The 26,727-nt window shown below is 64.3% G+C and carries 25 protein-coding genes; 17 read left to right on the top strand and 8 right to left on the bottom strand.

Annotated elements, in window-relative coordinates:
• The first annotated feature begins 1 nt into the window (after position 1).
• The 16 genes from fmt to secG all read left to right on the top strand — a co-directional run bounded on the left by fmt (position 2) and on the right by secG (position 16,116).
• On the top strand, positions 2-931 hold the full coding sequence (gene fmt, locus CGLAUT_RS06575; protein WP_290184165.1) for a methionyl-tRNA formyltransferase: 930 nt from the start codon (positions 2-4) through the stop codon (positions 929-931).
• On the top strand, positions 928-2,367 hold the full coding sequence (locus CGLAUT_RS06570; protein WP_290184164.1) for an RsmB/NOP family class I SAM-dependent RNA methyltransferase: 1,440 nt from the start codon (positions 928-930) through the stop codon (positions 2,365-2,367). Before fmt ends, CGLAUT_RS06570 begins: the two co-directional genes overlap by 4 nt.
• Positions 2,364-3,026 carry a ribulose-phosphate 3-epimerase gene (rpe, locus tag CGLAUT_RS06565; RefSeq protein ID WP_095660023.1) on the top strand — a complete coding sequence of 221 codons (663 nt, stop codon included), beginning with the start codon at positions 2,364-2,366 and terminating at the stop codon, positions 3,024-3,026. The genes CGLAUT_RS06570 and rpe overlap by 4 nt, the downstream gene beginning before the upstream one ends.
• Complete coding sequence (ribD, locus tag CGLAUT_RS06560) at positions 3,023-4,060, top strand: bifunctional diaminohydroxyphosphoribosylaminopyrimidine deaminase/5-amino-6-(5-phosphoribosylamino)uracil reductase RibD (protein ID WP_425551692.1); 1,038 nt, start codon at positions 3,023-3,025, stop codon at positions 4,058-4,060. The genes rpe and ribD overlap by 4 nt, the downstream gene beginning before the upstream one ends.
• On the top strand, positions 4,041-4,691 hold the full coding sequence (locus tag CGLAUT_RS06555; protein WP_290184161.1) for a riboflavin synthase: 651 nt from the start codon (positions 4,041-4,043) through the stop codon (positions 4,689-4,691). The genes ribD and CGLAUT_RS06555 overlap by 20 nt, the downstream gene beginning before the upstream one ends.
• Before the next feature lie 11 nt (positions 4,692-4,702).
• Positions 4,703-6,034, top strand: coding sequence for a bifunctional 3,4-dihydroxy-2-butanone-4-phosphate synthase/GTP cyclohydrolase II (locus CGLAUT_RS06550; RefSeq protein ID WP_290184159.1), 1,332 nt, complete (start codon positions 4,703-4,705; stop codon positions 6,032-6,034).
• 2 nt (positions 6,035-6,036) lie between these two features.
• Positions 6,037-6,522 carry a 6,7-dimethyl-8-ribityllumazine synthase gene (ribH, locus tag CGLAUT_RS06545; protein WP_290184157.1) on the top strand — a complete coding sequence of 162 codons (486 nt, stop codon included), beginning with the start codon at positions 6,037-6,039 and terminating at the stop codon, positions 6,520-6,522.
• A gap of 63 nt (positions 6,523-6,585) precedes the next feature.
• Positions 6,586-7,119 carry a PH domain-containing protein gene (locus CGLAUT_RS06540; protein WP_415877116.1) on the top strand — a complete coding sequence of 178 codons (534 nt, stop codon included), beginning with the start codon at positions 6,586-6,588 and terminating at the stop codon, positions 7,117-7,119.
• A 17-nt stretch (positions 7,120-7,136) separates the two neighbouring features.
• On the top strand, positions 7,137-9,212 hold the full coding sequence (gene uvrC, locus CGLAUT_RS06535; protein ID WP_290184155.1) for an excinuclease ABC subunit UvrC: 2,076 nt from the start codon (positions 7,137-7,139) through the stop codon (positions 9,210-9,212).
• Positions 9,213-9,265: 53 nt separating this feature from the next.
• On the top strand, positions 9,266-10,171 hold the full coding sequence (gene rapZ / locus CGLAUT_RS06530; RefSeq protein WP_290187065.1) for an RNase adapter RapZ: 906 nt from the start codon (positions 9,266-9,268) through the stop codon (positions 10,169-10,171).
• Between the two features lie 90 nt (positions 10,172-10,261).
• Complete coding sequence (locus CGLAUT_RS06525) at positions 10,262-11,242, top strand: gluconeogenesis factor YvcK family protein (protein ID WP_290184153.1); 981 nt, start codon at positions 10,262-10,264, stop codon at positions 11,240-11,242.
• A gap of 59 nt (positions 11,243-11,301) precedes the next feature.
• Positions 11,302-12,291: a DNA-binding protein WhiA gene (gene whiA, locus CGLAUT_RS06520; RefSeq protein ID WP_290184151.1), complete on the top strand. Its 990-nt coding sequence runs from the start codon at positions 11,302-11,304 to the stop codon at positions 12,289-12,291.
• A 266-nt stretch (positions 12,292-12,557) separates the two neighbouring features.
• Positions 12,558-13,568, top strand: a complete 1,011-nt coding sequence (gene gap / locus CGLAUT_RS06515) for a type I glyceraldehyde-3-phosphate dehydrogenase (RefSeq protein WP_290184149.1) — start codon at positions 12,558-12,560, stop codon at positions 13,566-13,568.
• A 107-nt stretch (positions 13,569-13,675) separates the two neighbouring features.
• Complete coding sequence (locus tag CGLAUT_RS06510; protein WP_290184147.1) at positions 13,676-14,893, top strand: phosphoglycerate kinase; 1,218 nt, start codon at positions 13,676-13,678, stop codon at positions 14,891-14,893.
• Between the two features lie 31 nt (positions 14,894-14,924).
• Positions 14,925-15,698 (top strand): triose-phosphate isomerase, encoded by a 774-nt coding sequence (gene tpiA / locus CGLAUT_RS06505; RefSeq protein WP_290184145.1) that lies wholly within the window; start codon positions 14,925-14,927, stop codon positions 15,696-15,698.
• 160 nt (positions 15,699-15,858) lie between these two features.
• Positions 15,859-16,116 (top strand): preprotein translocase subunit SecG, encoded by a 258-nt coding sequence (secG, locus tag CGLAUT_RS06500; RefSeq protein WP_290184143.1) that lies wholly within the window; start codon positions 15,859-15,861, stop codon positions 16,114-16,116.
• A 98-nt stretch (positions 16,117-16,214) separates the two neighbouring features.
• On the opposite strand, the gene pgl is transcribed toward secG, so the two are convergent.
• Genes pgl through tkt form a run of 5 tightly spaced genes read right to left on the bottom strand, consistent with a single transcriptional unit; the run spans position 16,215 to position 22,643 of the window.
• On the bottom strand, positions 16,215-16,931 hold the full coding sequence (gene pgl / locus CGLAUT_RS06495; RefSeq protein WP_290184141.1) for a 6-phosphogluconolactonase: 717 nt from the start codon (positions 16,929-16,931) through the stop codon (positions 16,215-16,217).
• A 1-nt stretch (position 16,932) separates the two neighbouring features.
• A complete protein-coding gene (locus tag CGLAUT_RS06490; RefSeq protein WP_290184139.1) occupies positions 16,933-17,859 on the bottom strand; it encodes a glucose-6-phosphate dehydrogenase assembly protein OpcA in 927 nt (308 codons plus the stop codon).
• The gene (gene zwf / locus CGLAUT_RS06485; RefSeq protein WP_290184138.1) at positions 17,859-19,427 is read right to left on the bottom strand and encodes a glucose-6-phosphate dehydrogenase; all 1,569 of its coding nucleotides are present in this window, start codon (positions 19,425-19,427) and stop codon (positions 17,859-17,861) included. Before zwf ends, CGLAUT_RS06490 begins: the two co-directional genes overlap by 1 nt.
• Positions 19,385-20,470 carry a transaldolase gene (gene tal, locus CGLAUT_RS06480; protein WP_290184136.1) on the bottom strand — a complete coding sequence of 362 codons (1,086 nt, stop codon included), beginning with the start codon at positions 20,468-20,470 and terminating at the stop codon, positions 19,385-19,387. The genes zwf and tal overlap by 43 nt, the downstream gene beginning before the upstream one ends.
• A gap of 28 nt (positions 20,471-20,498) precedes the next feature.
• Positions 20,499-22,643, bottom strand: coding sequence for a transketolase (gene tkt, locus CGLAUT_RS06475; RefSeq protein WP_290184134.1), 2,145 nt, complete (start codon positions 22,641-22,643; stop codon positions 20,499-20,501).
• A 270-nt stretch (positions 22,644-22,913) separates the two neighbouring features.
• On the opposite strand from tkt, the gene CGLAUT_RS06470 reads away from it, so the two are divergent.
• The gene (locus CGLAUT_RS06470) at positions 22,914-23,822 is read left to right on the top strand and encodes a heme o synthase (RefSeq protein ID WP_290187063.1); all 909 of its coding nucleotides are present in this window, start codon (positions 22,914-22,916) and stop codon (positions 23,820-23,822) included.
• 24 nt (positions 23,823-23,846) lie between these two features.
• Here CGLAUT_RS06470 and CGLAUT_RS06465 read toward each other — a convergent pair whose 3' ends face one another.
• The 3 genes from CGLAUT_RS06465 to CGLAUT_RS06455 form a co-directional block, all read right to left on the bottom strand.
• Positions 23,847-24,812, bottom strand: a complete 966-nt coding sequence (locus tag CGLAUT_RS06465) for a quinone oxidoreductase family protein (protein WP_290184132.1) — start codon at positions 24,810-24,812, stop codon at positions 23,847-23,849.
• 15 nt (positions 24,813-24,827) lie between these two features.
• Positions 24,828-25,808, bottom strand: coding sequence for a COX15/CtaA family protein (locus tag CGLAUT_RS06460; protein ID WP_425551693.1), 981 nt, complete (start codon positions 25,806-25,808; stop codon positions 24,828-24,830).
• A 106-nt stretch (positions 25,809-25,914) separates the two neighbouring features.
• Positions 25,915-26,712 carry an ABC-2 transporter permease gene (locus tag CGLAUT_RS06455; RefSeq protein ID WP_290184130.1) on the bottom strand — a complete coding sequence of 266 codons (798 nt, stop codon included), beginning with the start codon at positions 26,710-26,712 and terminating at the stop codon, positions 25,915-25,917.
• Between the last annotated feature and the right edge of the window lie 15 nt (positions 26,713-26,727).

Raw genomic sequence — 26,727 nt, 5'->3', positions numbered from 1 at the left:
CATGCGCCTAGTGTTCGCAGGCACCCCCGAGCCGGCCGTCGAGCCGCTGCGGCAGCTCATCGCATCGCGCCACGAGGTCGTTGGCGTGCTCAGCCGCCCAGACGCCCGCAAGGGTCGTGGCCGCACGCTGCACCCCTCGCCGGTCAAGGAGCTCGCGCTCGAGCACGGCATTGAGGTGCTCACGCCGGAAACGCTGAAAAACAACGAGGAGATCCGCGCCCGGCTGCGCGAGCTGGCTCCGGACTGCATCCCGGTGGTGGCCTACGGCAACCTGATCCCGGCCGACATGTTGGATATACCCGCGCACGGTTGGGTCAACTTGCACTTCTCGTTGCTTCCGCAATGGCGCGGGGCGGCGCCGGTGCAGCACGCGATCCTCAACGGAGACACCGAGACCGCGGCCACCGTGTTCCGCATCGACGAAGGCCTGGACACCGGTGACGTGCTCAACGTCATGCCCGAGCCAATCGGCTCTGAAGACACTGCTGATGCATTGCTCGCGCGCCTTGCGTCTCAAGGTGCGGCGACCCTCGTGGAGACCATGGACGGGCTCGAAGATGGCGCCATCGTGCCCAAGCCCCAACCGGAGGATGGCACCTACGCACCGAAGATCGCCGTCGAGGACGCCCGGATCGACTGGACCCAACCGGTGGAGGTCGTCGACCGCGCGATCCGCGCCTACACCGCGGCGCCGGGTGCATGGACCACGCTGGGTGGGGAGCGCGTCAAGGTGGAGCCCGTGAAACCCACGGACACGGCTGACTTGGCCCCGGGTGAGGTCGTAGCTACCAAGAAGGAGGTGCGCGTCGGCACTGGTACAAGCGATGTGGTTCTGAGCCGCATTCAGCCGCCCGGCAAGAAGATGATGAATGCAGCCGACTGGGCGCGTGGATACTTCGCCAACGCAGAGAACAAGGTGGTGTTCGAATGAGCGGCGGATTCCGTTCCCGCGCTGCGGGTCGGCGCGAGCAGCCGAAGCAGCAGACGCAGCGGCAGCCGAAGCAAGAGCAAGGGAAGCAGCGCTACAGCGTGAAATCGCGGCCTGCCTCAATCGGCGACACCCCCCGCGAAGTCGCATTCGAGGTCATCCTGCGCGTCACCCGCGACGGGGCGTTCGCGAACCTCACGCTGCCCGGCCTGCTCAAGGAGCGCAAGATCAGGGGCCGTGACGCGGCGTTCGCCACCGAGTTGACGTACGGCACGCTGCGCACCATGGGCGTGCTCGACGCCGTCATCGCCGAAAACGCCTCGCGCCCGCTTACACAGATCGCCCCTGAGGTGCTCGCAGCCCTGCGGCTCGGCGCGTACCAGCTGCTCTACACCCGCGTCGAGGATCACGCGGCGGTGGACACGTCGGTACGCCTCGTCGAAGCGGCGAACCAGGAGAAGGCCAAGGGTTTTGCCAACGGCGTGCTGCGCTCGATCTCGCGCACTCCGGCGGAGAAGTGGCTGGCCCAGCACGACACCCACCATGCGCACCCCGAATGGATCGCCCGCAGCTTTGCGACGGCCCTCGGTGACCGCGCTGAATCCGAACTCGACGCCGCACTGGCCGCCGACTCGGAGCGCCCCATCGTGCATCTTGTGGCCCGCCCTGGCGAGATCAGCGCCGAGGAACTCGCGCTGACCACCGGCGGGGAAGAGGGCAAGTACTCGCCTTACGCCGTCTACCTGCCAGAAGGCGACCCGGGCCAGCTCCAAGAAGTCCGCGACGGACTAGCCGGGGTGCAGGACGAGGGCTCGCAGCTCATTGCCCGCGCTCTCACGGAGGTACCGGTCGACGACGATCAGGGGCGCTGGCTCGATCTCTGCGCGGGCCCCGGCGGAAAGGCCGCACTCGTCGGCTCTCTGGCAGCCATCGATGCCGCCGACGTCACCGCCATCGAAATCGCCCCGCACCGCGCCGAGCTGATCCGCAAGGCAGTCGGCGAGCTGCCGGTGACAGTCAAAGTCGCCGACGGTCGGGATCCAGATCTCGAGGCAGGCAGTTTCGATCGAGTGCTTGTCGACGCCCCGTGCTCCGGTCTCGGCGCCCTGCGCCGCCGCCCAGAGGCGCGCTGGACGAAGACCGAGGAAGACATCGCCGAGCTGAATACGCTCCAATCCGAGCTGTTGGCTTCTGCGGTCAACCTCGTGAAACCCGGCGGTGTGGTCGTGTATTCGACGTGTTCTCCTGATATGAGGGAGACCAGGGGAGTCGTCGATAAGCAAAAAGCTCTTGGGGGCATTGAGGAACTTGACGCGCGCGAGTTTTTGAATGGGATGGACGATGTGGGCGAGCATCCGAGTGCGCAGATGTGGCCGCACCGGCATGGCACCGACGCGATGTTCTTGGCTGTGCTGCGAAAGCTACCCTTGGACGCATGATTTACATTGCGCCTTCGATCTTGGCCGCTGACTACGCCGCGCTTGGCGACGACGTGCGCAAGGTCGCAAACGCCGACCTCATCCACGTCGACATCATGGACGGCCACTTCGTGCCTAATCTGTCCTTCGGCCCCGACGTGACTAAGGCTGTGGACGGGGTGACTGACCAGTTCCTCGACATGCACCTGATGATTGAGGAGCCGCAGCGGTGGTTCGAGACCTACGTCAACGCCGGCGGCGACCGGCTGGTGTTCCACGTAGAGGCGGTGGATGATCACGTGGCGGCCGCAAAGCAGTGCCGCGAGCTGGGTGTGCAATCCGGGTTTGCGATCAAACCTGGCACTCCTATCGAGCCTTACCTGGACTCTTTAGAGCACTTCGACCAGGTGATGGTGATGAGCGTTGAACCCGGTTTCGGCGGGCAGAAGTTCATGCCGGAGGTGCTGGGCAAGGTGATGACGCTGCGCGATGCGATCTCCGCGCAGGGACTGGACACTCTCATTGGCATCGATGGCGGCATCGGCGTGGAGACCATTGCGCAGGCTGCCGAGGCTGGTGTGGATGCGTTTGTAGCAGGTAGCGCCGTGTTCGGCGCCGAAAACCCGGCGGAAGCGGTGGATCGCTTGCGGGCGCTGGCAGGCGAAGCGCGGCAAGCGTGAACCAAGACCTCACTGACCTCACTGACCTCACTGACCTCACAGGCCTTACTGCTGCCATTTCAGCAGCGATCCGTGTAGGTGAGGTCGTGCGCGGCACAACATCGCCGAATCCGCCAGTGGGGTGCGCAATCGTCGGTGCCACCGGCGAGCTCATCACCACCGGCTCCACAGCGCCTGCCGGCGGCCCGCACGCAGAGATTAACGCCTTAACCTCAGCAGGAGCACGCGCCCACGGTGCGACGGCCGTGGTTACCCTGGAGCCTTGCAACCACACTGGCCGCACCGGTCCGTGCTCGCGTGCACTGGTCGAAGCAGGCATCGCGCGGGTGGTTTACCTTACCGCGGACCCGTTCGCGCCGGCCGCGGGTGGGGCGGAGCACCTGCGCGTCAACGGCATTGAAGTGGTGTTTCAGCCTATGCGGGTCGCGGCGCTCCAGCCGTGGTTGCGATCAGTGCGCCTCGGCCGGCCCAGCGTGACGCTTAAATTCGCCTCCACACTCGATGGGTTCACTGCGGCTGCGGATGGAACGAGCAAATGGATCACCGGCAGCGAGGCGCGTGAGCATGTGCACCAAGATCGCACGAAACGCGACGCCATTATCGTCGGTACCGGCACTGTAATCGCGGATAACCCATCGCTGAGTGCGCGCTACCCGGACGGCTCGTTGCGTGAGCATCAGCCGCGTCGCGTGGTCGTCGGCAAGCGATGTGTGCCCGAGGGCAACCTGACAAGGCTTGGGTTTGAGCAGTACCCCACGCCCCAGGAGGCCCTGAATGCGCTCTGGGAAGCCGGGGCACGCGACGCACTTGTCGAGGGCGGAGCGAAGCTTAATGCCAGTTTCCTCGAGCTCGACCTCGTCGATGCGGTGCAGGCGTATATTGCCCCGGCGCTTCTCGGTGCTGGCCGCGGGGTAGTGGATCGCGCAATTGCAGACACCATCACCGAAGCTCATCGTTTCCGCATTACCGACGTTCGCGGCGTGGGCGAAGATGTGCTCATTGAAATGGAGAGAGATGTTCACCGGACTCGTTGAAGAAATCGGCACGGTTGAGGAGCTTCGCAAGCTTGACGACGCAGTGCGCATCGCGGTGCGGGCGCCCAAAGCAACCTCGGACGCGACACCGGGTGACTCGATCGCAGTCGACGGCGTCTGTCTCACGGTGATCAACGTCAACGCCGGCGTTTTCACCGCCGATGTGATGCGCGAAACGCTGATCCGTTCCCGGTTAGCAACCTATAAGCCCGGGGCCAAAGTCAACCTTGAACGGTCGCTGGCGGCCGGCGCGCGCTTTGGCGGCCACATCGTCCAAGGCCATGTCGACGGTGTCGGCACGTTGCTCGCGCGCGAGCCGTCGCAGCACTGGGAGGTGTTTCGCTTCAGCGTGCCCTCAGAGCTGTCGCGCTACGTCGTGGAAAAGGGGTCGATCGCCGTCAACGGCACCTCGTTGACAGTGTCGGCAGTTTCCAGTGCGACTGTTGCGTCCAACGACTCTGGTGCGACCAACGACTCTGGCGCGTCCGACCAAACCCACCCGTGGTTCGAGGTGTCCTTGATTCCCACCACGTTGCGAGACACCACGGCCGGGGACCTCTTAGTGGGCCAACCAGTGAACCTTGAAGTGGACATTGTGGCCAAGTACGTGGAGAAAATGGTGCAGGGCTAGAGTAAGCCCACATGAATACCCCCTCAGACTCGCGCGATCACGCTGCCAGCTTGGACTCGGTGGAGGACGCCATTGCGGCAATCGCCCGCGGAGAGGCGGTAGTGGTGGTGGACAGCGAAGACCGTGAGAACGAAGGGGACCTTATCTTCGCAGCCGAGCTGGCCACCCCGGAGCTGGTGGCGTTCATGGTGCGCCACACCTCCGGCTTCATCTGCGTGTCGCTGGAGGACGCGGACGCGACAAGGCTCGGCCTACCCCCAATGGTGGCGCACAACGAGGATGCGCGCGGCACCGCCTACGCCGTGACCGTTGATGCAGCTACCGGCACCACCGGGATCTCGGCTCGATCGCGCGCCGAAACCATCACTCGGCTTGCCAGCGCAGCTGCGCAACCGGGGGATTTCACCCGGCCTGGCCACGTGGTGCCGCTGCGCGCGCGTCGCGGCGGCGTGCTGGCCCGCGACGGGCACACAGAAGCAGCGGTTGACCTCGCGCGGTTGGCGGGTCTGCGACCCGCTGGGGTGCTCTGCGAGATTGTCTCGGAAGACGATCCGAGCGAGATGGCCCGCTTCGACGAGCTGCGCCGGTTTGCCGATACTCATCACCTCAAGTTGATCTCCATTGAGCAACTCATCGCGCACGTGCGGCGTGAACAGCGTTTTGTGCACCGCGAGACCCAGACGCGCCTGCCAACGGAATTCGGCGAATTCACTGCATACGGGTATCGCAATGAGATCGACGGCTCAGAGCACATCGCGCTCGTCGCCGGGGACGTCACCGGCGGCGAAGGCGTGCTCGTGCGGGTGCACTCGGAATGCCTCACCGGCGACGTGTTCGCTTCGCGCCGTTGCGATTGCGGCCCCCAGCTGCACGAATCAATGCGGCGGGTGCAAGAAGCTGGGCGCGGGGTAGTGGTGTACGTGCGGGGGCACGAAGGGCGCGGTATCGGACTCGTCGCAAAGCTTGCGGCGTACCGGCTCCAGGACGAGGGGATGGATACTGTCGACGCGAATTTGGAGCAGGGATTACCTATCGACGCTCGTGAGTACTCTGTCGCGGGTCAGATCCTTGCGGATCTCGGCGTGAGTGCATTCACCGCCTTGTCGAATAACCCGGAAAAGGTGGAAGCGCTGAGTGGCTTTGGTCCTAAAGTGCTGGGGCGCACCAGGATTGAAATAGCCCCTTCGCATGACAACATTGACTACCTGCGCACGAAGCGTGACCGTCTCGGTCACGACCTCACCGCGATCGGGACCTGGCTGGCGGCTCATCCGGAATATGACACATCCGAATCGGACGGCCGAACAAGAGGGCCGAATGCGAACGCCGAAGGGGGCAGATAGACATGGTTGCGAAAGGGTTGCCGCAACATCAGCAGCTGCGCGCAGAGGGACTCACAGTTGCCGTGGTGGCCGCGCGTTGGAACCAGGCAATTGTCGACGACCTCTTGGAACGGGCATTGGCAACGGCGCGCGAATTGGGAATCAAAGCTGATACCTATCGGGTGGACGGCGCATTGGAGCTCCCGGTTGTGGTGCAGGCGTGCGCCAGGCGGTACGACGCAGTGGTGGCACTAGGGTGCGTGATTCGCGGCCAAACTGCCCACTTTGACTATGTTTGCGATTCCGTCACCCAAGGGCTGACTCGCATCGCACTCGATGAGGAAACTCCAGTGGGCAATGGAGTGCTGACCGTCGACAATGATGCCCAAGCGCGTGAGCGTGCCGGCGGTGAGGGGGCGGTCGAGGACAAAGGCGCTGACGCCCTGCGCGCCGCACTCAGCACCGCTGTTGAGCTGCGCAAAGTCCAATCCTTGCGGGTCAAGGGTTAGACTCAATCAAAAGATTGATCATGCATTCGACCGGAGTCTTCTGAGCGGAGTATTTTGAGCGCAGTGAGCGACCACGAGAAATCCCAACCCAGGTTGAGCGACAGCGAGCTTGCGTACCTCACCGCCACCGACCCCCACGCCGCGACCACGACAAAGCCGTGGGAGTTCGAAGTGCGCTCAGTGTACCTGCGGCGCGTGGCGGTGGTATGGATCCTTGTCGTCATGGCGGTGCACTTCTTCATGGCCGCGGTGGTTGACGTCGAGTTCACTGGCGTAGCGATTACAGGCATCGACAAGTTCGCCTTCATCGGCATTGGACTGATCATCTCGGTGCTGTCCTGGATCGCACTGAGCCGGCCGCGTGTGCGTGCGAACGAAGACGGCGTGCAGGTGACCAACATCATCGGCACCCGCTTTTACCCGTGGGCAGTCATCTACGGACTCAATTTCCCGCAGGGCTCCCGGATGGCTCGCCTCGAGCTCCCCGATTTCGAGTATGTGCCGCTGTGGGCGATTCACATTGGGGATAAGGAACGCGCACTCCAGGCCGTCGATAAGTTCCGTGTGCTTGAAGCGCAATACATGCCGGAAGATTAGGAGGCCTTCGCTTAACTGTGGCCAACCCCAAGGACTACCGCCCGGCACCGGGGACCATCCCGACCGAGCCGGGCGTGTACAAATTCCGCGACGCGAACGGGCGCGTCGTGTACGTCGGCAAGGCGAAGAACCTGCGCTCGCGGCTGAACAACTATTTCCAGCCTCCCCGAACACTGCACCCGCGCACCCGCCAGATGGTGTTCACCGCGGCATCGGTGGAGTGGACCGTGGTCGCCAGCGAAGTTGAGGCGCTGCAGCTGGAATACACCTGGATCAAGCGCTTCGATCCGTGGTTCAACGTCATGTACCGCGACGACAAGACCTACCCGCTGCTTGCCGTCAGCGTAAAAGAGAAGTATCCGCGCGCGTTCTTCTACCGTGGCCCGAAGCGAAAGGGTGTGCGCTACTTCGGACCGTTTAGCCACGCGTGGGCGGTGCGTGAGACGCTCGACCTGCTCACGCGGGTGTTTCCGATCCGCACCTGCTCGAACGGTGTGTACAACCGCCATGAGCAGCTCGGGCGGCCGTGCTTGCTCGGTTACATCGACAAGTGCTCGGCACCGTGCGTGGGTCGTGTGAACGAGGAAGAGTACGACGAAATCGTCCAAGGCTTCATGGGCTTCATGTCTGGGCGCACGGATGCGCTGGTGCGTGGCATCACCCAGCAGATGGAGGCAGCGGCCGAAAACTTGGAGTTTGAAAAGGCCGCAAGGCTTCGCGACGACCTGGGTGCCGTGAACAAGGTCATGGAACGCCAAACTGTGGTGCTCTCCACGGACACCGACGCGGATGTCATCGCGTTTGCAACCGATGAACTGGAAGCCGCGGTGCAGATCTTCACCGTGCGCGACGGTCGCATCCGTTCGCAACGGGGCTGGGTAGTGGAAAAAACCGGCGACGAACCCGGCAGCATGGAGCGCTTGGATGAGGGGCAAGCCGACCCGGCACTGCCGACGCTTGTGCAGAACTTTCTGGTGCAGTACTACTCCGACGCGGTGGAGCGGGTGCGCCAAGAAGAGGAGGAGGACAAGCGCATCGAGGCGCAGAAGGTCCGCCGTCGCGGCGTGGACCAGGAATCGCGCGCCCAGGTGAAGCCGCCGATGCCGGTGCCGCGGGAGATTCTGGTTGAGACGCTGCCGGATGAATTCGAGGATGTCACTGCGCTGCTCACGGAATTGCGCGACGGGCCGGTGGACATCCGCGTGCCGCAGCGCGGCGACAAGCGGGCATTGATGGAGACGGTGCAAAAGAATGCCGCCGACGCCTTGCACCAGCACAAGCTGAAGCGGGTCGGTGATCTCACCGCCCGATCGCAGGCACTGCAAGATATCCAGGATGCGCTGGGCATGGACGAGGCGCCGCTGCGCATCGAGTGCACTGACATCTCCCACATCCAGGGCACCGACGTGGTGGCGTCGCTCGTAGTTTTTGAAGACGGATTGCCGAAAAAGAACGATTACCGCCGCTACCGCATCAAGGAGGCGGCTGGCGACGGCCGCTCCGACGACGTCGGCTCAATCGCCGAGGTAACGCGACGCCGCTTCAAGCGCTACAACGAGGACAAGCTGGCGAATCCGGACGAGGAAGCCGCGGAGCTGATGTTTGCAGACGAAGCTGCCGACGTGGAGTCCACCGGCAACAAGCGCTTCGCCTACCCACCGCAGCTTTTCATCGTGGATGGAGGTAAGCCGCAGGTCAATGCCGCGCAGGCGGTCTTTGAGGAGCTGGGCATTGTCGATGTCCAGCTCATCGGTCTGGCAAAGCGCCTCGAAGAGGTCTGGGTGCCCGATGACGATGAGCCCGTGATCTTGCCGCGCAATTCAGAGGGCATGTACCTGCTCCAGCAAATCCGCGACGAGGCGCACCGCTTCGCTATTACCTACCACCGCCAGCAGCGTTCGAAACGGATGCGCACATCGGCGCTCGATGCGGTGCCCGGCCTCGGACCCGCGCGCCGCACCGACCTGGTGAAGCATTTCGGCAGCGTGAAGAAGATCAAAGAAGCATCGATAGAGGAAATTCAGGCAGTCAAAGGCGTTGGTCCGAAGCTCGCGCAAACGATCTTCGATCACTTGCATGCCGACGACGCGTAAAGCCTCGGGATGCGGTTCGCTTGGTTAAGATCGACCCCATGACTGAGCAGCGTATGGGCGCGCAGGACAAGACAGTAGTGGATGCAGATCGATCCGACGAGATCCGTCCCGTCATCATCACCGGATTCTCTGGCGGTGGTTTGTCCACCGCAGCGAAGATCTTTGAGGACAAGGGTTTCTTCGTTTCCCAGAACCTGCCGGCCAGGCTCATCCTTGACTTGATCGACATGGCCGCGGCGGAGGATTCCCCCGTTGATCAGATCGCCGTGGTCACCGATGTCCGCGCTCGCATGTTCAACGGCTCGTTAGAGGAGACGATCAACCAGATCAAGGAGCGTGGCATCACCCCGTTCGTCCTGTTCCTCGAATCGCGGGATGAAGTGCTGATTCGCCGCTTTGACTCGGTGCGTCGCACCCACCCGCTGCAGGAGAACGAGACGCTGCAGGACGGCATCAGCCGAGAGCGCGAGGCGCTGCGCAAGGTCCGCGCCATGGCAGATGTCATCATCGATACCTCGAACCTTTCGGTGCACGATCTGCGCCGCGCCGTCGAAGCCACGGTGGGTGAGCTCCCGAACGGCAAGCAGCACGTGACGGTCGAATCCTTCGGCTTCAAGCACGGCTCTCCCCCTGACGCTGATCTCGTGCTCGACGTTCGCTTTCTGCCCAACCCCTACTGGATCGAGGGGCTGCGAAACTTCCGTGGCGTGGACGAGCCGGTCTCGGACTACGTGCTCTCGCAACCAGGCGCGCAGGAGTTTATTGAGAACTTCCTCCAGCTCCTGAACGCGACCTTGGCAGGGTACCGCCACGAGGGCAAAGACTTCATCACCGTGGGTATCGGATGCACCGGCGGGCACCACCGTTCTGTGGCCATCTCGGAAGAAATTGGGAGACGTTTGCGTGAGGATGGCAGAGTAGACGTTAACGTCATGCATCGAGACCTCGATCGCACCTAGTGCGAGTCGCCGCGATTCATCCGCGCGCTTCAAGATTGCTGCCGCATGCGCTGCAGCAGGTACTTTGTCCGCAGTAGAAAGGCGGTTCACGTGACCCAGCACCTCGACGACGCTTCGGTGTTCACCTGTCTCGGCGGCGGTCATGGCCTTTACCAAACGCTTCGCGCGGCCCGCGCGGCTGGGGCAGGTGACATAAACGCGGTAGTCACCGTTGCTGATGACGGAGGCTCGTCCGGCCGCCTGCGCCGCGAGCTTTCCATGATTCCTCCCGGGGATCTGCGCATGGCGCTGTCCGCGCTGACGGAGGATTCCGACGAAGGAGTTTTGTGGCGCACCACGCTGCAACACCGTTTTGGCGGCAACGGCGCAATGGCCGGGCACGCGGTGGGCAACCTCATCTTGGCAGGCCTCGCCGAAGAGCTGGGGGACATGCAGCTCGCGTTGGACACCGTAGCTCGTTGGAGTGGATCGGTGGGCAGGGTTATCCCCGTGTGCCATCAGCCACTCGAAATTGAAGCCGATGTCGCAGGGCTTGACGACGACCCGCGGGTGCTGCGTTCGGTCCGCGGCCAGGTTGCGGTCGCCACCACGCCAGGCGCAGTCCGCCGCGTGCGGCTCTTGCCAACGGCACCTGACGCGACACCGCAGGCCGTCGAAGCGATTATGGCGGCAGACCTAGTCACGATCGGGCCGGGCTCGTGGTTCTCGTCGGTCATTCCGCACCTGCTCGTGCCGGACGTGGTTCAGGCGTTGAACGCGACAGAGGCGAAGGTGGTGGTGATTTTGAACCTTTCGCCCGAGGCAGGGGAGACTCATGGGTTCACCACCGAGCGGCATATCCACGTTTTCGGCCAGCACGCACCAGACCTGCGCGTCGACTACTTCCTGGCGGACAGCGTCAAGGGGCCGACGGAGGGTGAGCGCACGCACCTGCGCCGCGCCGCATCCGGGGTGGGCGCAGCGATGGAGTTCCGGGACGTGCGCGAGGCACCGCGAGGCGGCGAGGTGTCGACCCGCCACGATCCAGCCAAGCTGGCAGCCGCACTGCTCGATATTTCGCGCACCAGCTAGACTGAGCACGCTGAAAAGCAGATGTCTACAGATACGCCTCCACGAAAGGACCTACGACGGTGTCACTGACGGCGAAGGTGAAAGACGAGTTGCTCGCTGTGCACAGGTCGAGCTCCGAGGCGCGGGCCGCGGAAGCGACCGCGATGATCCGGTTTGCGGGCGCGATCACGCAGACGTCGAGGGGGCTGGCGATCGTCAGCGATTTCGCCGAGCAGCGCGTCGCGCAACGTTTGGCGGATACGCTCGAGGACATTTGCGATATTAACGTAACCGTCGACACCATCGAGCCGGGAAGCGCGAGCAAGGAGACTCGCTACCAGGTTGCCGTGGAGGACGGGGCGGAAGAAGTGATTCGCCGGCTTAAACTGGTCACCCCGTCCGGGCACCCGGTGGTCGGCATGCCCCGGCAGGTCATCTCCGGGACCATCGCAGCGGTTGAAGCCGCGTGGAGCGGAGCATTCCTCGCCCGTGGCGCGCTCACTGAACCGGGCCGGACCTCTGCACTCGAGGTCGCGTCGCCCGGGCAGGAGGCAGCGCTCGCCCTTGTCGGCCTCGCCCGCAGGTTGGGCGTTGCGGCAAAGACGCGGGAGACTCGCGGCATTGAGCGCGTCTACATTCGCGAGGGCGAAACCACTGGCATCCTGCTGAGCCGAATGGGCGCGCCGCGGACCCGTCTTGAGTGGGATGAAAAGCGTCAGTCCAAGCAGCTCGGTATGAAAACCGGGCAGCGCCTCGCCACATTCGACGACGCAAATACCCGCCGTTCCGCCCAGGCCGCGGCCACCGCCGCGCTGCGCGTTGAACGCGCGCTGGAGATCCTCGGCGATGACGTGCCCGAGCACCTCGCCGAGGCCGGGCACCTTCGCGTCGAGCATCGCCACGCCTCGCTCGAGGAGCTCGGCAGGCTCGCAGACCCGGCGATGACTAAGGATGCGGTGGCGGGCCGGATCCGCCGCCTTCTCTCGCTGGCGGACAAGCGGGCGGCGGAGCTCGGCATCGACGACACCCATGCATCGCTTGAGGTGCACGACACCATCGTGGACGAGTGACGTATTTCACGCGCCCCTAAATCGTTCCGGAATCGGGTTGAGGGGGGCGGTTCGGGGGTGCCGTCGAGAAGCAAAGGCCCTGGAATCTCTCTCAAACCAAGCAGAATCGGACATCTGGGACACACGCGATGACCGTATGTCGGGGCGGAGAAATTTGGCGTCTGCAGCGCTTTCCGCAGGTAGCTACACTGGTTTCCGACGGGCCGAAATGGTCCGGTGAGTCACAAACGAATCACTACTATCGCTACGACGAGGAGTAAAAATTCATGGCTACCCGCATCGGCATCAACGGTTTTGGCCGCATCGGCCGCTCCGCATTCCGCATCATGCTGAATGAGTACGCAGGCGAGCTCGAGGTTGTGAAGGTCAACGACCTGACCGACAACAAGACCCTGGCGCACCTGCTGAAGCACGACACCGCGTACGGCCAGCTCAGCCAAGACGTCACTTTCGACGACGAGTCCATCACTGTTGACGGCCACCGCATCGAGGTCACCGCAGAGAAGGATCCGGCCAACCTCGCATGGGGCGACGCCGGCGTAGACATCGTGCTCGACTGCACCGGCCGCTTCACCAATGGCGAGGACGCAAAGGCTCACCTCGACGCTGGCGCAAAGAAGGTCATCATCTCCGCACCGGGCAAGAACGTCGACGGCACCTACGTGTGGGGCGTGAACCACAACGACTACAGCGCTGACCAGAACGTCATTTCCGCCGCATCCTGCACCACCAACTCCCTCGCACCGGTGGCGAAGGTCCTCGACGAGGCTTTCGGTATCGAGCGCGGCCTGATGACCACTATCCACGCCTACACCGGCGACCAGCGCATCCAGGACGCACCGCACAAGGACCTGCGCCGTGCTCGTGCAGCTGCACAGAACATCGTGCCGACCACCACCGGTGCCGCTAAGGCCGTGTCTCTGGTGCTGCCGAATCTCGAGGGCAAGCTCGACGGATTTGCAATGCGCGTGCCGACGATCACCGGTTCCGCCACCGACCTGACCGTGACCGTGGGCAAGGATGTCACTGTCGAGGAGGTCAACAACGCGGTGAAGAACGCCGTGCAAGACGAGGTTCTCGGCCGTGCCCTGGAGTACACCGAGGATGAGATCGTTTCCTCCGACATCATCGGCAACACCCACGGCGCCATCTTCGACGCCGGCATGACCCGCGTGATCGACAACAACATGGTCAAGATCATCTCCTGGTACGACAACGAGTGGTCCTACACCTCCCAGTACGTGCGCATGACCAAGCACGTTGCGGACAACCTGTAACCAGTAACCGCAGGTCGAGGCCCGGCGTGTGTGCTTAGCAGCACGCTGCCGGGCCTTTCGTTACAACTAGCTAACGAAGCAGAAATTAGAGAAAAGGACACACCAAAATGGCTACAAAGAACTTGCAGCAGCTTCTCGACGAAGGTGTCGACGGCCGCCACATCCTGGTTCGCTCCGACTTCAACGTCCCGCTCGATGACGACGGCAACATCACCGATGCTGGTCGTATCGACGCTTCGCTGCCCACGCTGCAGGCACTTATCGACGGCGGCGCGAAGGTCATCGTGATGGCCCACCTCGGCCGACCGAAGGGTGAAGTGAACCCGAAGTACTCGCTCGCACCGGTGGCGGAAGCGCTCTCGGAGCGCCTCGGCCAGTTCGTTGCACTCGCGGGTGACGTTTCCGGCGAGGATGCGCACGAGCGTGCCAACGGCCTGACCGAGGGTGAGATCATGCTTGTTGAGAACGTGCGCTTTGATCCGCGTGAGACCTCCAAGGACGAGGCAGAGCGCGAAGAGTTCGCCGGCGAGCTGGCAGCGCTGGCGGCAGACAACGGCGCGTTTGTCTCCGACGGTTTCGGCGTAGTGCACCGCGCGCAGACCTCGGTCTACGACGTGGCGAAGAAGCTCCCCGCCTACGCAGGCTTCCTGGTGGAGAAGGAAGTGGAGACCCTCTCCCGCGTGAAGGATGCCCCGGAGCACCCATACGTAGTTGTGCTCGGCGGCTCGAAGGTTTCCGACAAGCTCGGCGTGATCGAGGCGTTGGCGGAGAAGGCCGACCGCGTGATCATCGGCGGCGGCATGTGCTACACCTTCCTGGCTGCGCAGGACCACAACGTGCAGAAGTCGCTGCTGCAGGAGGACATGGTTGATACCTGCAAGGAGCTAATTGAGAAGTACGGCGAGAAGCTGCTGCTTCCGGTTGACGTGGCTGCGGCTCCGGAGTTTGACAAGGATGCTGAGAAGCAGATCGTCGGCCTCGACGAGATCCCGGAGGGCTGGATGGGTCTGGATATCGGCCCGGAGACCGCAAAGAACTACGCCGAGGCAATCAAGGATTCCAAGACCGTGTTCTGGAACGGCCCGATGGGTGTCTTTGAGTTCCCGAACTTCGCCGACGGCACCAAGGCGGTCGCCGAAGCGATGATCGCAGCTACCCAAGACAACGGTTCTTTCACCGTCGTCGGCGGAGGCGACTCTGCTGCATCGGTGCGCACCCTCGGCCTCGACGAGGACGGCTTCTCCCACATCTCCACCGGCGGCGGCGCTTCCCTCGAGCTCATCGAGGGCAAGGACCTGCCGGGCGTATCGGTCCTTTCCGCTTAATAGACCGCGTAACACACAAGGAGTTATCACCATGGCACGAACCCCATTGATCGCCGGCAACTGGAAGATGAACCACGACCACCTCGAGGCCATCTCCTCGGCGCAGAAACTCGCGTTCGCGTTTCCAAAGGACGGCTACGAGTACGTCGACATCGCCCTGATGGTTCCGTTCACTGACCTGCGCTCTGTCCAGACCCTTGTCGAGGGCGACAAGCTCGAGATCACCTACGGCGCCCAGGACGTCTCCGCACACGACAACGGCGCCTACACCGGCGAGATCTCCGCGTCGATGCTGGAGAAGCTGGGTTGCACCTGGGTTGTCGTCGGCCATTCGGAGCGCCGCGAGTACCACTCTGAGTCCGACGAACTCGTCGCTCAGAAGGCCGCCAAGGCTCAGGCACACAACATGACCCCGATCGTGTGCGTCGGTGAGCCGCTCGAGGTGCGCGAGGCCGGAGACCACGTCGACTACGTGGTTAAGCAGACCCGGGCATCGCTCGAGGGCGTCGACCTCTCGAAGGCCGTGATCGCCTACGAGCCGGTGTGGGCGATTGGCACCGGCAAGGTGGCTTCCGCCGCCGACGCGCAGGAAGTCTGCCACGCGATTCGAGAGCTCATTCGAGAGCTTGCCGACGACACCGTCGCCGACTCCATCCGCATCCTCTACGGCGGATCCGTGAAGGCCGACACCATCGCAGAGATCATCGGTGAAGCGGATGTCGACGGCGGTCTTGTCGGCGGTGCTTCCTTGGACGGCCAGGACTTCGCGAAGCTCGCGGCGGCCGCCGCAAATGCGGTGCGCTAGAACAGCACCCTAAAGCAGCGCATGAGCGCAGCTATCAAAGAGCGGAACACCCCGCGGCGGTGTCCGGTTCCGGAACTGGGCACCCCATGGTGTAGGCTATGGCAGGTTAGCTCTAGCGAGCTTGTGAAACATCCTCTACAGCGGAAGGTGCGCACCCCGTATGACTCTGGCGCTTGAGATCGTGCTGGTCATCACCTCGATCCTCATGGTGATTTTCGTCTTGCTCCACAGGGGCAAGGGCGGCGGTCTGTCGAGCCTGTTCGGCGGCGGTGTCCAGGCGAACCTTTCCGGCTCCACGCAGGTGGAGAAGAACCTGGATCGCGTGACCATTCTGCTGGGCTTGATCTGGATCGCGTGCATCATCGCACTAAACCTGATCAACACCTATTCCGGTACACCGGCCCCGGCACCGGCCTAAATGCGCCGCTAGGCATCCGGAGAGGCACCGCGCTTCGGCGCGGTTTTTTCATGCGTGGCTGCAAAGCCGAGCGAAGGAGCCGAGCGAATCTGGGGCTGCTAGGGAATCAGGGATGCCGCATCCTCGGTGACGAAGAGCACGGTTTCCTCTAAGCCACGGGCACCGGACGCAGGCCAGTCCAGCGGGTCAGATCTCGCGGCTAAGTGGGCGGCAGCTTCCGCCTTTTCCGCGCCTGAAACCAGGAACCAAACACCCCGTGCGCTTCGCACCGCCGGCAGGGTTAAAGTGGCGCGCTCTGCTGGTGGTTTCGGGGAATCCGTCACTGCGACCGCCAGCTCGTTGTCCTCTCGCACCGCGACGGTGTGGGGGAACAGGGAGTTGATGTGGCCTTCGCCGCCCATGCCGAGCAGGTGGATGTCGAAACCGTTGGGGGCAAATTCGGCGATGATGCGCCGGTATGCGGCCACCGCCTCGTCCATCTCGCCGCCGGTCAAACCGTATCCGTGGATGTTCTCCTCGGGAATGGGCACATGGTCGAGCAGCGCTTCGCGTGCCTGGCCCTCGTTCGAATCTGGGTGGTCGACGGGCACGTTGCGCTCATCGCCGAAGAACACGTGCACGCGGGACCAGTCAATCCCGCTAGCGCGATCGGGCTCCGCCATGCGGCGGAGCAGCGCAATCCCGGCGGTGCCGCCGGTGAGTACTACCCGGGCGACACCCTCGGGTTCGCTCTGGATGGAGAGGAGGGTGTCGGTGAGGCGTTGGGAGGAGCCGTCGATAAGCGAATCGAGCTCCGGGAAGCGTTGGATTTCCATGTCATACCGCCTGTACGTGAGCGAGGCCTGCGAGTGCGCGGGCGTAAGTGGCATCGGCGTGAAGGTGGCGCAGCTCCTCGGCGAGGCATTCTGCATCCGAGCGAGCGGTAAGCGCCACGAAGGTGTCGGCGCGGTCGGGGACCGCGACCTTGACGGTGTGCTGGTCGACGACCTCGACAGTGATGTCGCCGATGTCTGCGTGCAGCGTGAGCAGGTCAATCGGTGCGCCGACAGCGGCGTTTTGGCTGGAAGTGTGGCGCGTGACGGTGGTGCCCAGGGCGCTTGCAAGCCAGCCGGCCGCGATATCGACGCTCGGATCCTGCGGCGCGCCGGTGATCTCCGCAGCCGTGATGGTGGCATCGGGGCAGCGGTCCAGCGCGGAGGCGACCACGCCGCGCCACGGGGTAATCCGAGACCACATCATGTCCGAGTCTCCCGGCGTGTAGCCGGTGCTAGCGCGCAGCAGGGCGTTGCCGGTGACGTTGTTGTGCGTGTTGGCGATGCGGCGCTGTGCGATGTTGCCCAGCGGGGCCTCGGCTGGACGCGCCGGCGCGTGCGTCGGCCACCAGGCCACAATCGGAGTGTCGGGCAGCAGCAGGGGAGTCACCACTGCATCCAGGTGGCGAGTCAGCTCGCCGTGCAGGTGCATGACCACCATTTCGGAGGCGCCGGCGTCGGCCGCGAGCACCAGCTCCGCGTCGAGGGAAGTCGGGTGGTTCTCGTCCCCGAGGATAAGCACCAGCACGCGTGCGGGGTGCTCGCGCGTCGCGTCGCGCAGCGTCGACAGAATCTGGTTCACGTCGTCGCGCGCCTTCAGTGCAGCAAGCAGCGTGAGCACACGCCCGGTGGCCAGCGAGTAGTTCTCGCGCGCATTAATCAGGGTGGCGGCGATCTGGCGGGTGGTGGTGTCGGGCAGGGAGATGATCATTACGGGCGCCTCCATTCGCGGCCGTCTTTCGCCAGCATGCGGTGGGCGGATTCCGGTCCCCAGGTGCCCGCCGCATACTCGTCGGGGCGGCCGTTCGCGGCCCAGTACTCAAGCACCGGGTCGAGGATCTCCCAGCTCTGCTCCACCTCGTCGTTGGTGGGGAAGAGACTCGACTCGTCCAAGAGGGCGTCGAGGATGAGGCGCTCGTAGGCCTCCGGCGACTGCTCGGTGAACGCTTCGGAGTAGGAGAAGTCCATGTTCACGTCGCGGACCTCGAAGGCGGATCCGGGCACCTTCGAACCGAAGCGCATGAGCACACCCTCGTCCGGTTGGACGCGGATCACCACTGCGTTGTTGGTCAGCAGGTTGGTTTGCCCCTCGGTGAACGGCTGGTACGGCGGGCGTTTGAACACCAAGGCAATCTCGGTGACGCGCCGCCCGAGGCGCTTACCGGTGCGCAGGTAGAACGGCACGCCCGCCCAGCGCCGCGAGTTGATCTGCAGGGTGCACGCCGCGTAGGTCTCGGTGGTCGATTCCGGGTCGAAGCCTTCCTCTTCCCGCAGCCCCACCACATGCTCGGAGCCTTGCCAGCCCTCGGTGTACTGTCCGCGTGCGGTGGTTTCGTCGAAAGGTTCGATGGCGGAGGTCGCTCGCAGGACTTTGAGCTTTTCCGCTTTGAGACGCCTCGGTGAAAACGCCGTCGGTTCCTCCATCGCCACCAGGGCGAGCAGCTGAATCAGGTGGTTCTGAATTACGTCTCGAGCGGCACCGATGCCGTCGTAGTAGCCGGCGCGTCCGCCGAGGCCGATGTCCTCGGCCATGGTGATCTGGACGTGGTCGATGTAATGCGAGTTCCACACCGGCTCAAACATCTGGTTGGAAAAGCGCAGCGCCATGATGTTCTGCACCGTTTCCTTGCCCAGGTAGTGGTCGATGCGGAACACCGCGTTCTCCGGGAAGACGGAGTTGACCACCGCGTTGAGCTCTCTGGCCGACTCGAGGTCGTGGCCGAATGGCTTCTCGATGATCACGCGACGCCAGCGATGCGTGCCGTCGTCACTGTGCTGCGCCGCCATGCCGCAGCGGTCGAGCTGGTGGATGACACCCGCGAAGTGCTCCGGCGGCACTGAGAGGTAGAACGCCCAGTTGCCGCCGGTGCCGCGGGTGGCGTCCATCTCCGCCAAAAGCGCAGCGAGACGGTCGAACGCGGCGTCGTCGTTGAACGCTCCCGTCACAAAGTGCATGCCCTCGGCGAGGCGGTTCCATACGTTCTCGTCGAACTCGGTGCGCGCGGAGGAAGTTACCGCGTCGCGGACGTAGTCCTCGAAGTCCTCCTTCGACCACTCGCGGCGTCCAAATCCGACCAGGGTGAACCCGGCGGGCAGCAACCCTCGGCTCGCAAGGTCGTAGACGGCCGGAAGGAGCTTCTTGCGGGCCAGGTCACCCGTCACACCGAAAATGACCATGCCGGACGGCCCGGCAATGCGCGGCAGGCGTGTGTCGTCGGGGGCGCGAAGCGGATTGGTCACTTGAGGTTGGCTTCCATGGAGTCGAGCAGCTCCTGCCATGCGTCCACGAACTTTTCGACGCCCTCGCGCTCGAGCACCGCGACAACATCTTCCAGATCGATGCCCACCTCGACGAGCTTGGCAAAGGTCTCCTCGGACACCGCCGCAGCGCCGGTAAGGGTGTCGCCGCGCACATTGTCGCCGGCGATCGCAGCGTCGATGGTGGCCTCCGGCATTGTGTTCACAGTGTCGGGGCCAGCGAGCTCTACCACGTACATGTCCGCTGGGTAGTCCGGGTTCTTCACGCCTGTCGACGCCCACAACGGACGCTGTTTGTTAGCGCCCGCAGGGAGATCGGACATGTCTGAAAATTCGATTTCGAAGAGCTGGTATGCAAGCCTCGCGTTGGCGATGCCCGCCTTGCCACGCAGTGCGAGTGCCTCCTCGGAGCCGATCTGCTCGAGGCGGTTATCGACCTCGGTGTCCATGCGGGAGACAAAGAACGACGCCACGGAGTGAATCTTCGATACGTCCTTGCCGTTCGCAGCGGCCTGGCGGATGCCCTCCTTGTAGGCTGCGATGACCTCGCGGTAGCGGTCCACCGAGAAGATCAGGGTGACGTTCACCGAAATGCCCTCCGCCAGCGAGGCGGTAATGGCAGGCATCGACTCATCGGTCGCGGGGATCTTGATCATGACGTTCTCGCGCCCGACCAGCTTCCACAGCTCCGCGGCCTGGGCGACCGTCTTCTCCTCATCCGCGGCATAGCGCGGATCCACCTCGATGGAGACCCGGCCGTCCTTGCCGTCGGTGGCTTCGTAAGTGTCCATGAAGAGGTCGCACGCGTCCTGGACATCTTTGACGCTCATCGCGTACACGGCGGCGTCGGCAAGCGAGCTTGCGGCTCGCAGCTCGGCAAGCTGCTCGTTGTAGGCATCCCCGACGCTCATCGCCTTGGCGAAGATTGCCGGGTTCGTGGTCACGCCCACGATGGATTTCTGCGCTTTGATCTCGTCGAGGTTGCCTGAGGTGATGCGCTCGCGCGACAGGTCGTCGAGCCAGGTTGAAGTGCCAGCGTTGAACAGGTCGTCGATTGCAGTCATTGCTTTGCGTCCTTACGTGGGGAGTGGATTACTTGCCGTCGCCGCGGGTCGGTTCAGCTTCGGTGTCGCCGACGCGCTCGCTGACGGGCACCGTACGGTTGTTTGCGACGCACTCGAGGGTTTCGCGGGCGACGCGGACCACGTTGTCCGTCGTAAAGCCGAAGCGCTCGAACAGCTCCGAACCTGGAGCCGAGGCGCCGAAGTGCTCCAGCGAAACCGCGCGGCCGTGCTCACCGAGGAAGCGGAACCAGGGCATGGACACGCCGGCCTCAACGGTGACGCGCGCCTGCACGTCGCGCGGCAGGACTTCGTCGATGTAGGCGTCGTCCTGCTCCATGAACCACTCCATGCACGGCATGGAAACCACGCGGGTAGAGACGCCGTCGGCCTCGAGCTGCTGGGCGGCCTCGACGGCGTACTGCACCTCGGAGCCGGTTGCGATGAGCACGAGGTCGGCCTTGTCGCCGGACTCCTCGACCAGGACGTAGCCGCCGCGCTTCATGCCCTCGTATGCCTTTTCCTTGGTGCCCTCGAGCACCGGCAGGTTCTGGCGCGAGAGTGCGAGCGCCTTCGGCTGCGGCTTCGCCTCGAGCGCGGCTCGCCACGCAGCGGAGGTCTCGTTCGCATCCGCTGGGCGGATCACGGCGAGGTCCGGGATGGCGCGCAGGGCAGCGAGGGTCTCCACCGGCTGGTGGGTTGGGCCGTCTTCGCCGAGGCCGATCGAGTCGTGGGTGAACACGTAGTAGCCGTCGATGCCGGAAAGCGCCGCGACGCGGATGGCGGGGTAGAGGTACTCCGAGAAGATTAGGAAGGTGCCGCCGTAGACGCGGGTCGGGCCGTGCAGGTTAATGCCGTTCATCACGGCGCCCATTGCGTGCTCGCGGATGCCAAAGTGCAGGTTGCGGCCGTACGGGTGCGCCGTGAACATCTCGGTGGAGATCTCCTCCGGGCCGAACGACGGGGCGCCCTTGATCAGGGTGTTGTTGGAGCCGGCGAGGTCAGCCGAGCCACCCCAGAGCTCAGGAAGTGCTGCAGCGGCGGCCTGAATGGCAGCCTCGGATGCCTTGCGGGTGGCCAGGCCCTTCGCGTCCGGCTCCCAAATTGGAAACTCGTTTGCCCAGTTCTCCGGCAGGCCGCGGTTCTGCATGCGGTCGAGCAGCGCCTTCGCCTCCGGGTTCGCCTCGGCCCAGGTGTTGAAACGCTCCTGCCAAGCGGCGCGCTTCTCAGCGCCGCGATCGCGCAGCTTGCGGGTGTGTTCGATGACCTCGGTTTCCTCGGGGAAGTGCACGTCGGTGTCGAAGCCGAGCGCTTCCTTGACGCGGGCGACCTCGTCTGCGCCAAGTGCCGCGCCGTGGATCGCGCCGGTGTTCATCAGCGTCGGGGCCGGGTAGCCGATCACCGTCTTGACGCGGATGATGGTCGGGCGGGCGGTTTCAGCCTTCGCCTCTGCGACGGCGGCCTCGATGGCAGCGACATCCTCGCCGGACTCGACGGTCAGCGTCTGCCAGCCGTACGCCTCGTAGCGCGCGAGCACGTCCTCGGTGAAGGCGATCTGCGTGTCGTCTTCGATGGAGATGCGGTTGTCGTCCCAGAACAGGATGAGGTTGCCCAGCTTTTGGGTGCCCGCGAGTGACGACGCCTCGGAGGTGACGCCCTCCTGGAGGCAGCCGTCGCCGGCGACCACGTAGATGAAGTGGTCGAACGGGCTCTCGCCGGGAGCAGCGTCCGGGTCGAGAAGGCCGCGTTCGTAGCGCGATGCCATCGCCATGCCCACCGCAGAGGCGAGGCCCTGACCGAGCGGACCAGTGGTGATCTCGATGTGATCGGTGTGGTTGTACTCCGGGTGGCCCGGGGTCTTCGAAGCCCAGGTGCGAAGCGACTTCAGGTCTTCCATCTCCAGACCCATGCCGCCGAGGTACAGCTGGATGTACTGGGTTAGCGAGGAGTGGCCGTTCGACAACACGAAACGGTCGCGACCGAGCCACTTCGGGTCGGCCGGATCAATGTCCATCACGCGCTGGAACAAGGTGTAGGCCAAAGGTGCCAGCGACATCGCCGTGCCCGGGTGGCCGGAACCGCAGTTCTCAACCGCGTCCGCGGCGAGGACGCGCGCGGTGTCCACTGCCCTCGTATCGGTCTCCGTCCAATCGTCCGGGTAATTCCGGACGGTCATGGCCTGAAGTTCGGGGGGCAGCGTTGACTCTGGCACAGTTTCCTCACTTTGTAGATGTGTTTGGTGCACCAGGAATCCTACCGCGCCAGGCACCGGGTGGGGGTGGGGTTGTGCAACGGTTGCACTGGGGCCGTTGAAAGGGGCGTCGATAAGCTCAAGCCCCGCGATTCGCTGAGCTTGCGACCCGGCGACTAGTATCAACCAAAGGAATGATGCCGGGGCTGACAAAGGATCGTCGAAGCCACCGGCAACTGTTGTGAAGGAGACGTGTTGGAGACCATCAAGGCGTATTTCGCGCTGACGAAGCCGAGGGTCATTGAGCTCCTCCTCGTCGCCGCAATACCCGCGATGCTCCAGGCCCACCGCGGCGAGGTGCACCTCTGGCTGATTCTGGGCACCCTTCTCGGCGGGTGGATGGGCGCGGCCGCCGCCAACACCTTCAACATGGTTGCGGACTACGACATCGACCAGCTCATGGGCCGCACCCGCGCGCGTCCGCTCGTGCGCGAGCGGGTGACCAAGCAGAAGGCGACGGTTTTCGCGTGGACGCTGCTCATCGCATCCGTGTTGTTCCTCGGCTTTGTGTGCAACTCGTGGCTTGCGGCGCTGTTCATTGTGCTGACCAACGTGTTCTACATCTTCGTGTACACGAAGTGGCTCAAGCGCCGGACCTGGCAGAACGTGATCTGGGGCGGGGCTGCCGGGTGCATGCCCGTGCTGGTCGGCTGGGCCGTGATCCGCGACAACGTCCACGACGGGTCCCAGGATCACTGGTGGCAGGCGATCGTGATGTTCATGATCATCTTCTTCTGGACGCCGCCGCACACGTGGGCGCTGGCCATGAAGTACAAAGACGACTACGCGCGCGCCAACGTGCCGATGCTGCCGGTGGTCGCCTCCCCGGCGGAGACCACCCGGCAGATCCTGCTGTACTCCTGGCTGACGGTGGCGACGTCGCTGCTGCTCGTGCCGGCGGCATCCTGGATCTACCTTCTAGTCGCGGTGGTGTCGGGCGCGGCCTTCCTCATTGTGGCTACCCGGCTGCACAACGGCATCAAGGCCGGTGCCGAGGTGAAGCCGCTGAAGCTGTTCATCCTCTCGAACAACTACCTTGCGGCGCTTTTCCTTGGGTTGTCGGTGGATGCGGTGCTGGGCCTGCCGACGGTGTTCGGCGCCTAGCGTCCGCGAGCGCTAGGCTCAGCGCTATTCGCTCACCCGCAGGACAACAGACCCAGTCGTCTTCCGAGCATGCAGATCCTCGTGCGCCTGGCGCGCGTCCTCGAGCGCGTACGGCGGGTGGATGCGGAAGGACAACGTGCCGTCCTCCACGCCGCGCGCAACGGCTTGGGCGCGGAGCCGGAACTCGTCGTCAGTCGCGGTGTAGTCCCCGAGCTTCGGGCGGGTGAGAAACAGCGAACCGCCGCGGTTGAGACGCTGGATCTCAAACGGCTCCACGTCGCCGGAAGCCGAACCGAAGGAACAGACCATCCCGCGGCGCCGGGTGACGTCGAGCGCGAAGTCGAAGGTGTCCTTGCCCACGCCGTCGTAGACCACGTCGACACCCTCGCCGCCGTTGGCCTCCTTGATGCGGTCAGCCAAGTCGTCGGAGTAGGTGAACACCTCGGTGGCACCCGCCCCGCGCGCGAGCTCCGCCTTCTCCTCGGTAGACACCACCGAGAAAATGCGCGCGCCCTTCGCGGCCGCCATCTGGGTGAGAATCAACCCCACGCCGCCAGCACCTGCGGTGACCACCAGCGACGTCTCCGCGTCCACCGGCCACACGCCCTCGGTGAGGTAATGCGCAGTCATGCCCTGCAGCAGCATCGACGCAGCCACCTCGGGGGCGACACCCTCCGGCACGGCGACAACCCGATTCCGGTCCACCACCGTCTGCTCCGCGTAGGTGCCAACCGCCTCGTTGAACGCCACGAGTGTGCCCTCGGCGATCTCGCCCTTCGGGTCGTAGGCGACGCGCCCCGACCCCTCGGTGCCCGGGATGTACGGCACCTCCTGCGGGTACGTCCCCGAGCGAAAGTAGGTGTCGATGTAGTTGACGCCGGTAAAGGAGACGTCGATAAGCAATTGCTCCTGCGATGGCTGCGGTGCGTCGACGTCGGTGTAGTGGAGGACCTCGGGCCCGCCGTGTTCTGTGACTTGGATGGCTTTCATGCCACCCCACCGTACTTAGACTTTGGTGGAGTATTCGGTGAGGAGGGGCAGGCGGCGCTTAGCGTGCGCGAAAAGGAACGCGGAGAACGCGACAACGACGGAACTCATCGCGATGTGCATCGGCACCGTCCAGCGCGGCACGCCGAGGTAGAACTGCGCAACCCCGATCGCCCATTGCACGACGATCATGCCGACGAGCACCAGCGAGGTGTTGAACGCGTCCTTCGGCGCGTGGTGGCGTCGAAGCAGATAGACGCTGACCAAGGTCGCAGCGAGGTAGACGTACATGCAGGCAGCGTGGACATAGGCGAGCATCCTCGTGTCCAGCGCGAGGCGGCCTTCCATGCCCACCCCTGAGTCGCCGGAGTGCGGGCCGGAGCCGGTCACCATTGTGCCGGTGATCAGCACGAAGCATAACGCGACGGCGGCCACAACCACCCACGTTTGCACGGCGCTGGGGTATCGGGTTGTCGGTGCGGCATCGTCCGGCTCAGCGATGCGCATGTACAGCACCGCGGCGATGAACACCAGCGCCATCGACGGCAGGAAGTGCACCGCCACAGACCACCACCGCAGGTCCAGCAGCACGGAAATGCCGCCGATGATCGCCTGCAGCGCCACGCCGGCAAGGGAGGCGATGGCCAGGTTCTTGATCTCGGAGCGGCGCGACGCACGGTACACCGCGAGCAGGACCGCGACCGCGGCCGCGGCCACCACGAAAGCGAGCAAACGGTTGCCAAATTCGATCGCCTGGTGGATCCACGGCGCGGCGCCCGCCACCGGCACCAGGGACCCTTCGTGGCACAGCGGCCAGGTGTCGCAGCCCAGCCCTGATCCGGTGACCCGCACCAGTGAGCCGGTCACGGTGATGCCGCCCTGGCACAGCAGCAGGATCATCGCCAAGGTTCGCTGAACCTTCACGCTTGGCTCGGAGCTTTTTCGCTTATCGACGCCCCCTTCAGCCGCCCCAGCCGTACTCGCGTGCGTGGTGCTCACGGACGCTCCCTTCCTCTCCAACTTTGGTATGAGTGCCTTCGAGGCTTAGTTTAACTGACAGGTGTTCAGATGCACCCATCTGCTCGAGCGTCTGTGTAAGCGGCGCTTAAGCGTCAAAGCGGAACCAGCGCGCCGCCGCCGCGGCTCCGGCGACGCCCCAGCCGAGCAGCGCGAGCCACGCAGGGGCGTTGAATGCGAGCTGGAACGCGTCGATGAGGGCGCCGGTGAGCGCGACTGAGGGCACTAAGTACCACCATCCAGCGTCGGTGATGTCGAAGGAGTAGACCACCCAGCCGAGCGTGCCCATCAGCACGATCCAAATGAGGTTAGCCACCGCGAGCACGATCTCGGGCGACCAGGAGCCGCCGAGGTAGAGCCCGAGCGCGGTGAATACGGCGACGCCGACGAGGAGCGTGGCTAGGCCGGCAAGGGCCCCGCCCACGCCCACGCGCCAGCCGAGGGCGAAGGCGAGGGCTCCGAGAATGAGGATTTGCACGGCTACCACGGCGAGGACTCCGATGATCTTGCCGCAGATGATCACCCAGGGCGGAGCGCCGGAGGCACCGGCTCGCTTGAGCGCACCGTAACGACGGTCAAAGGCGAGCGCGATTGCTTGGCCGGTGAATCCCACCGACGTCGCCGCGGCTGCGAACACCATCGGCACGATCACGCCGAAGCCGATGTCGCCGAACACAGGCATGATGACGGTGCCGACGAGGAGGGCTGCGGGGATGATGATGTTGAGCAAAAGTTGCTCGCCGTGCACCAGCATGAGGCGCGCCTCGAGGCCGCCTTGGGCTGCTGCCATGGTGCGAAGGGGCGCGGGGCGCGGGTCCGGAGTGAATGTGCCGGGGGCGAGGTCGCGGCTTGCGGGGGCGTCGGGTTGGGCATCGGCGTGCGTCATGCGGTTGCTCCTTTC

The sequence above is a fragment of the Corynebacterium glaucum genome, assembly GCF_030408855.1.
GTDB classification, from domain to species: Bacteria; Actinomycetota; Actinomycetes; order Mycobacteriales; family Mycobacteriaceae; genus Corynebacterium; species Corynebacterium glaucum.
Note: the sequence above shows the minus strand (reverse complement) of the source record. Positions and strands in the feature narration are given on the sequence as shown.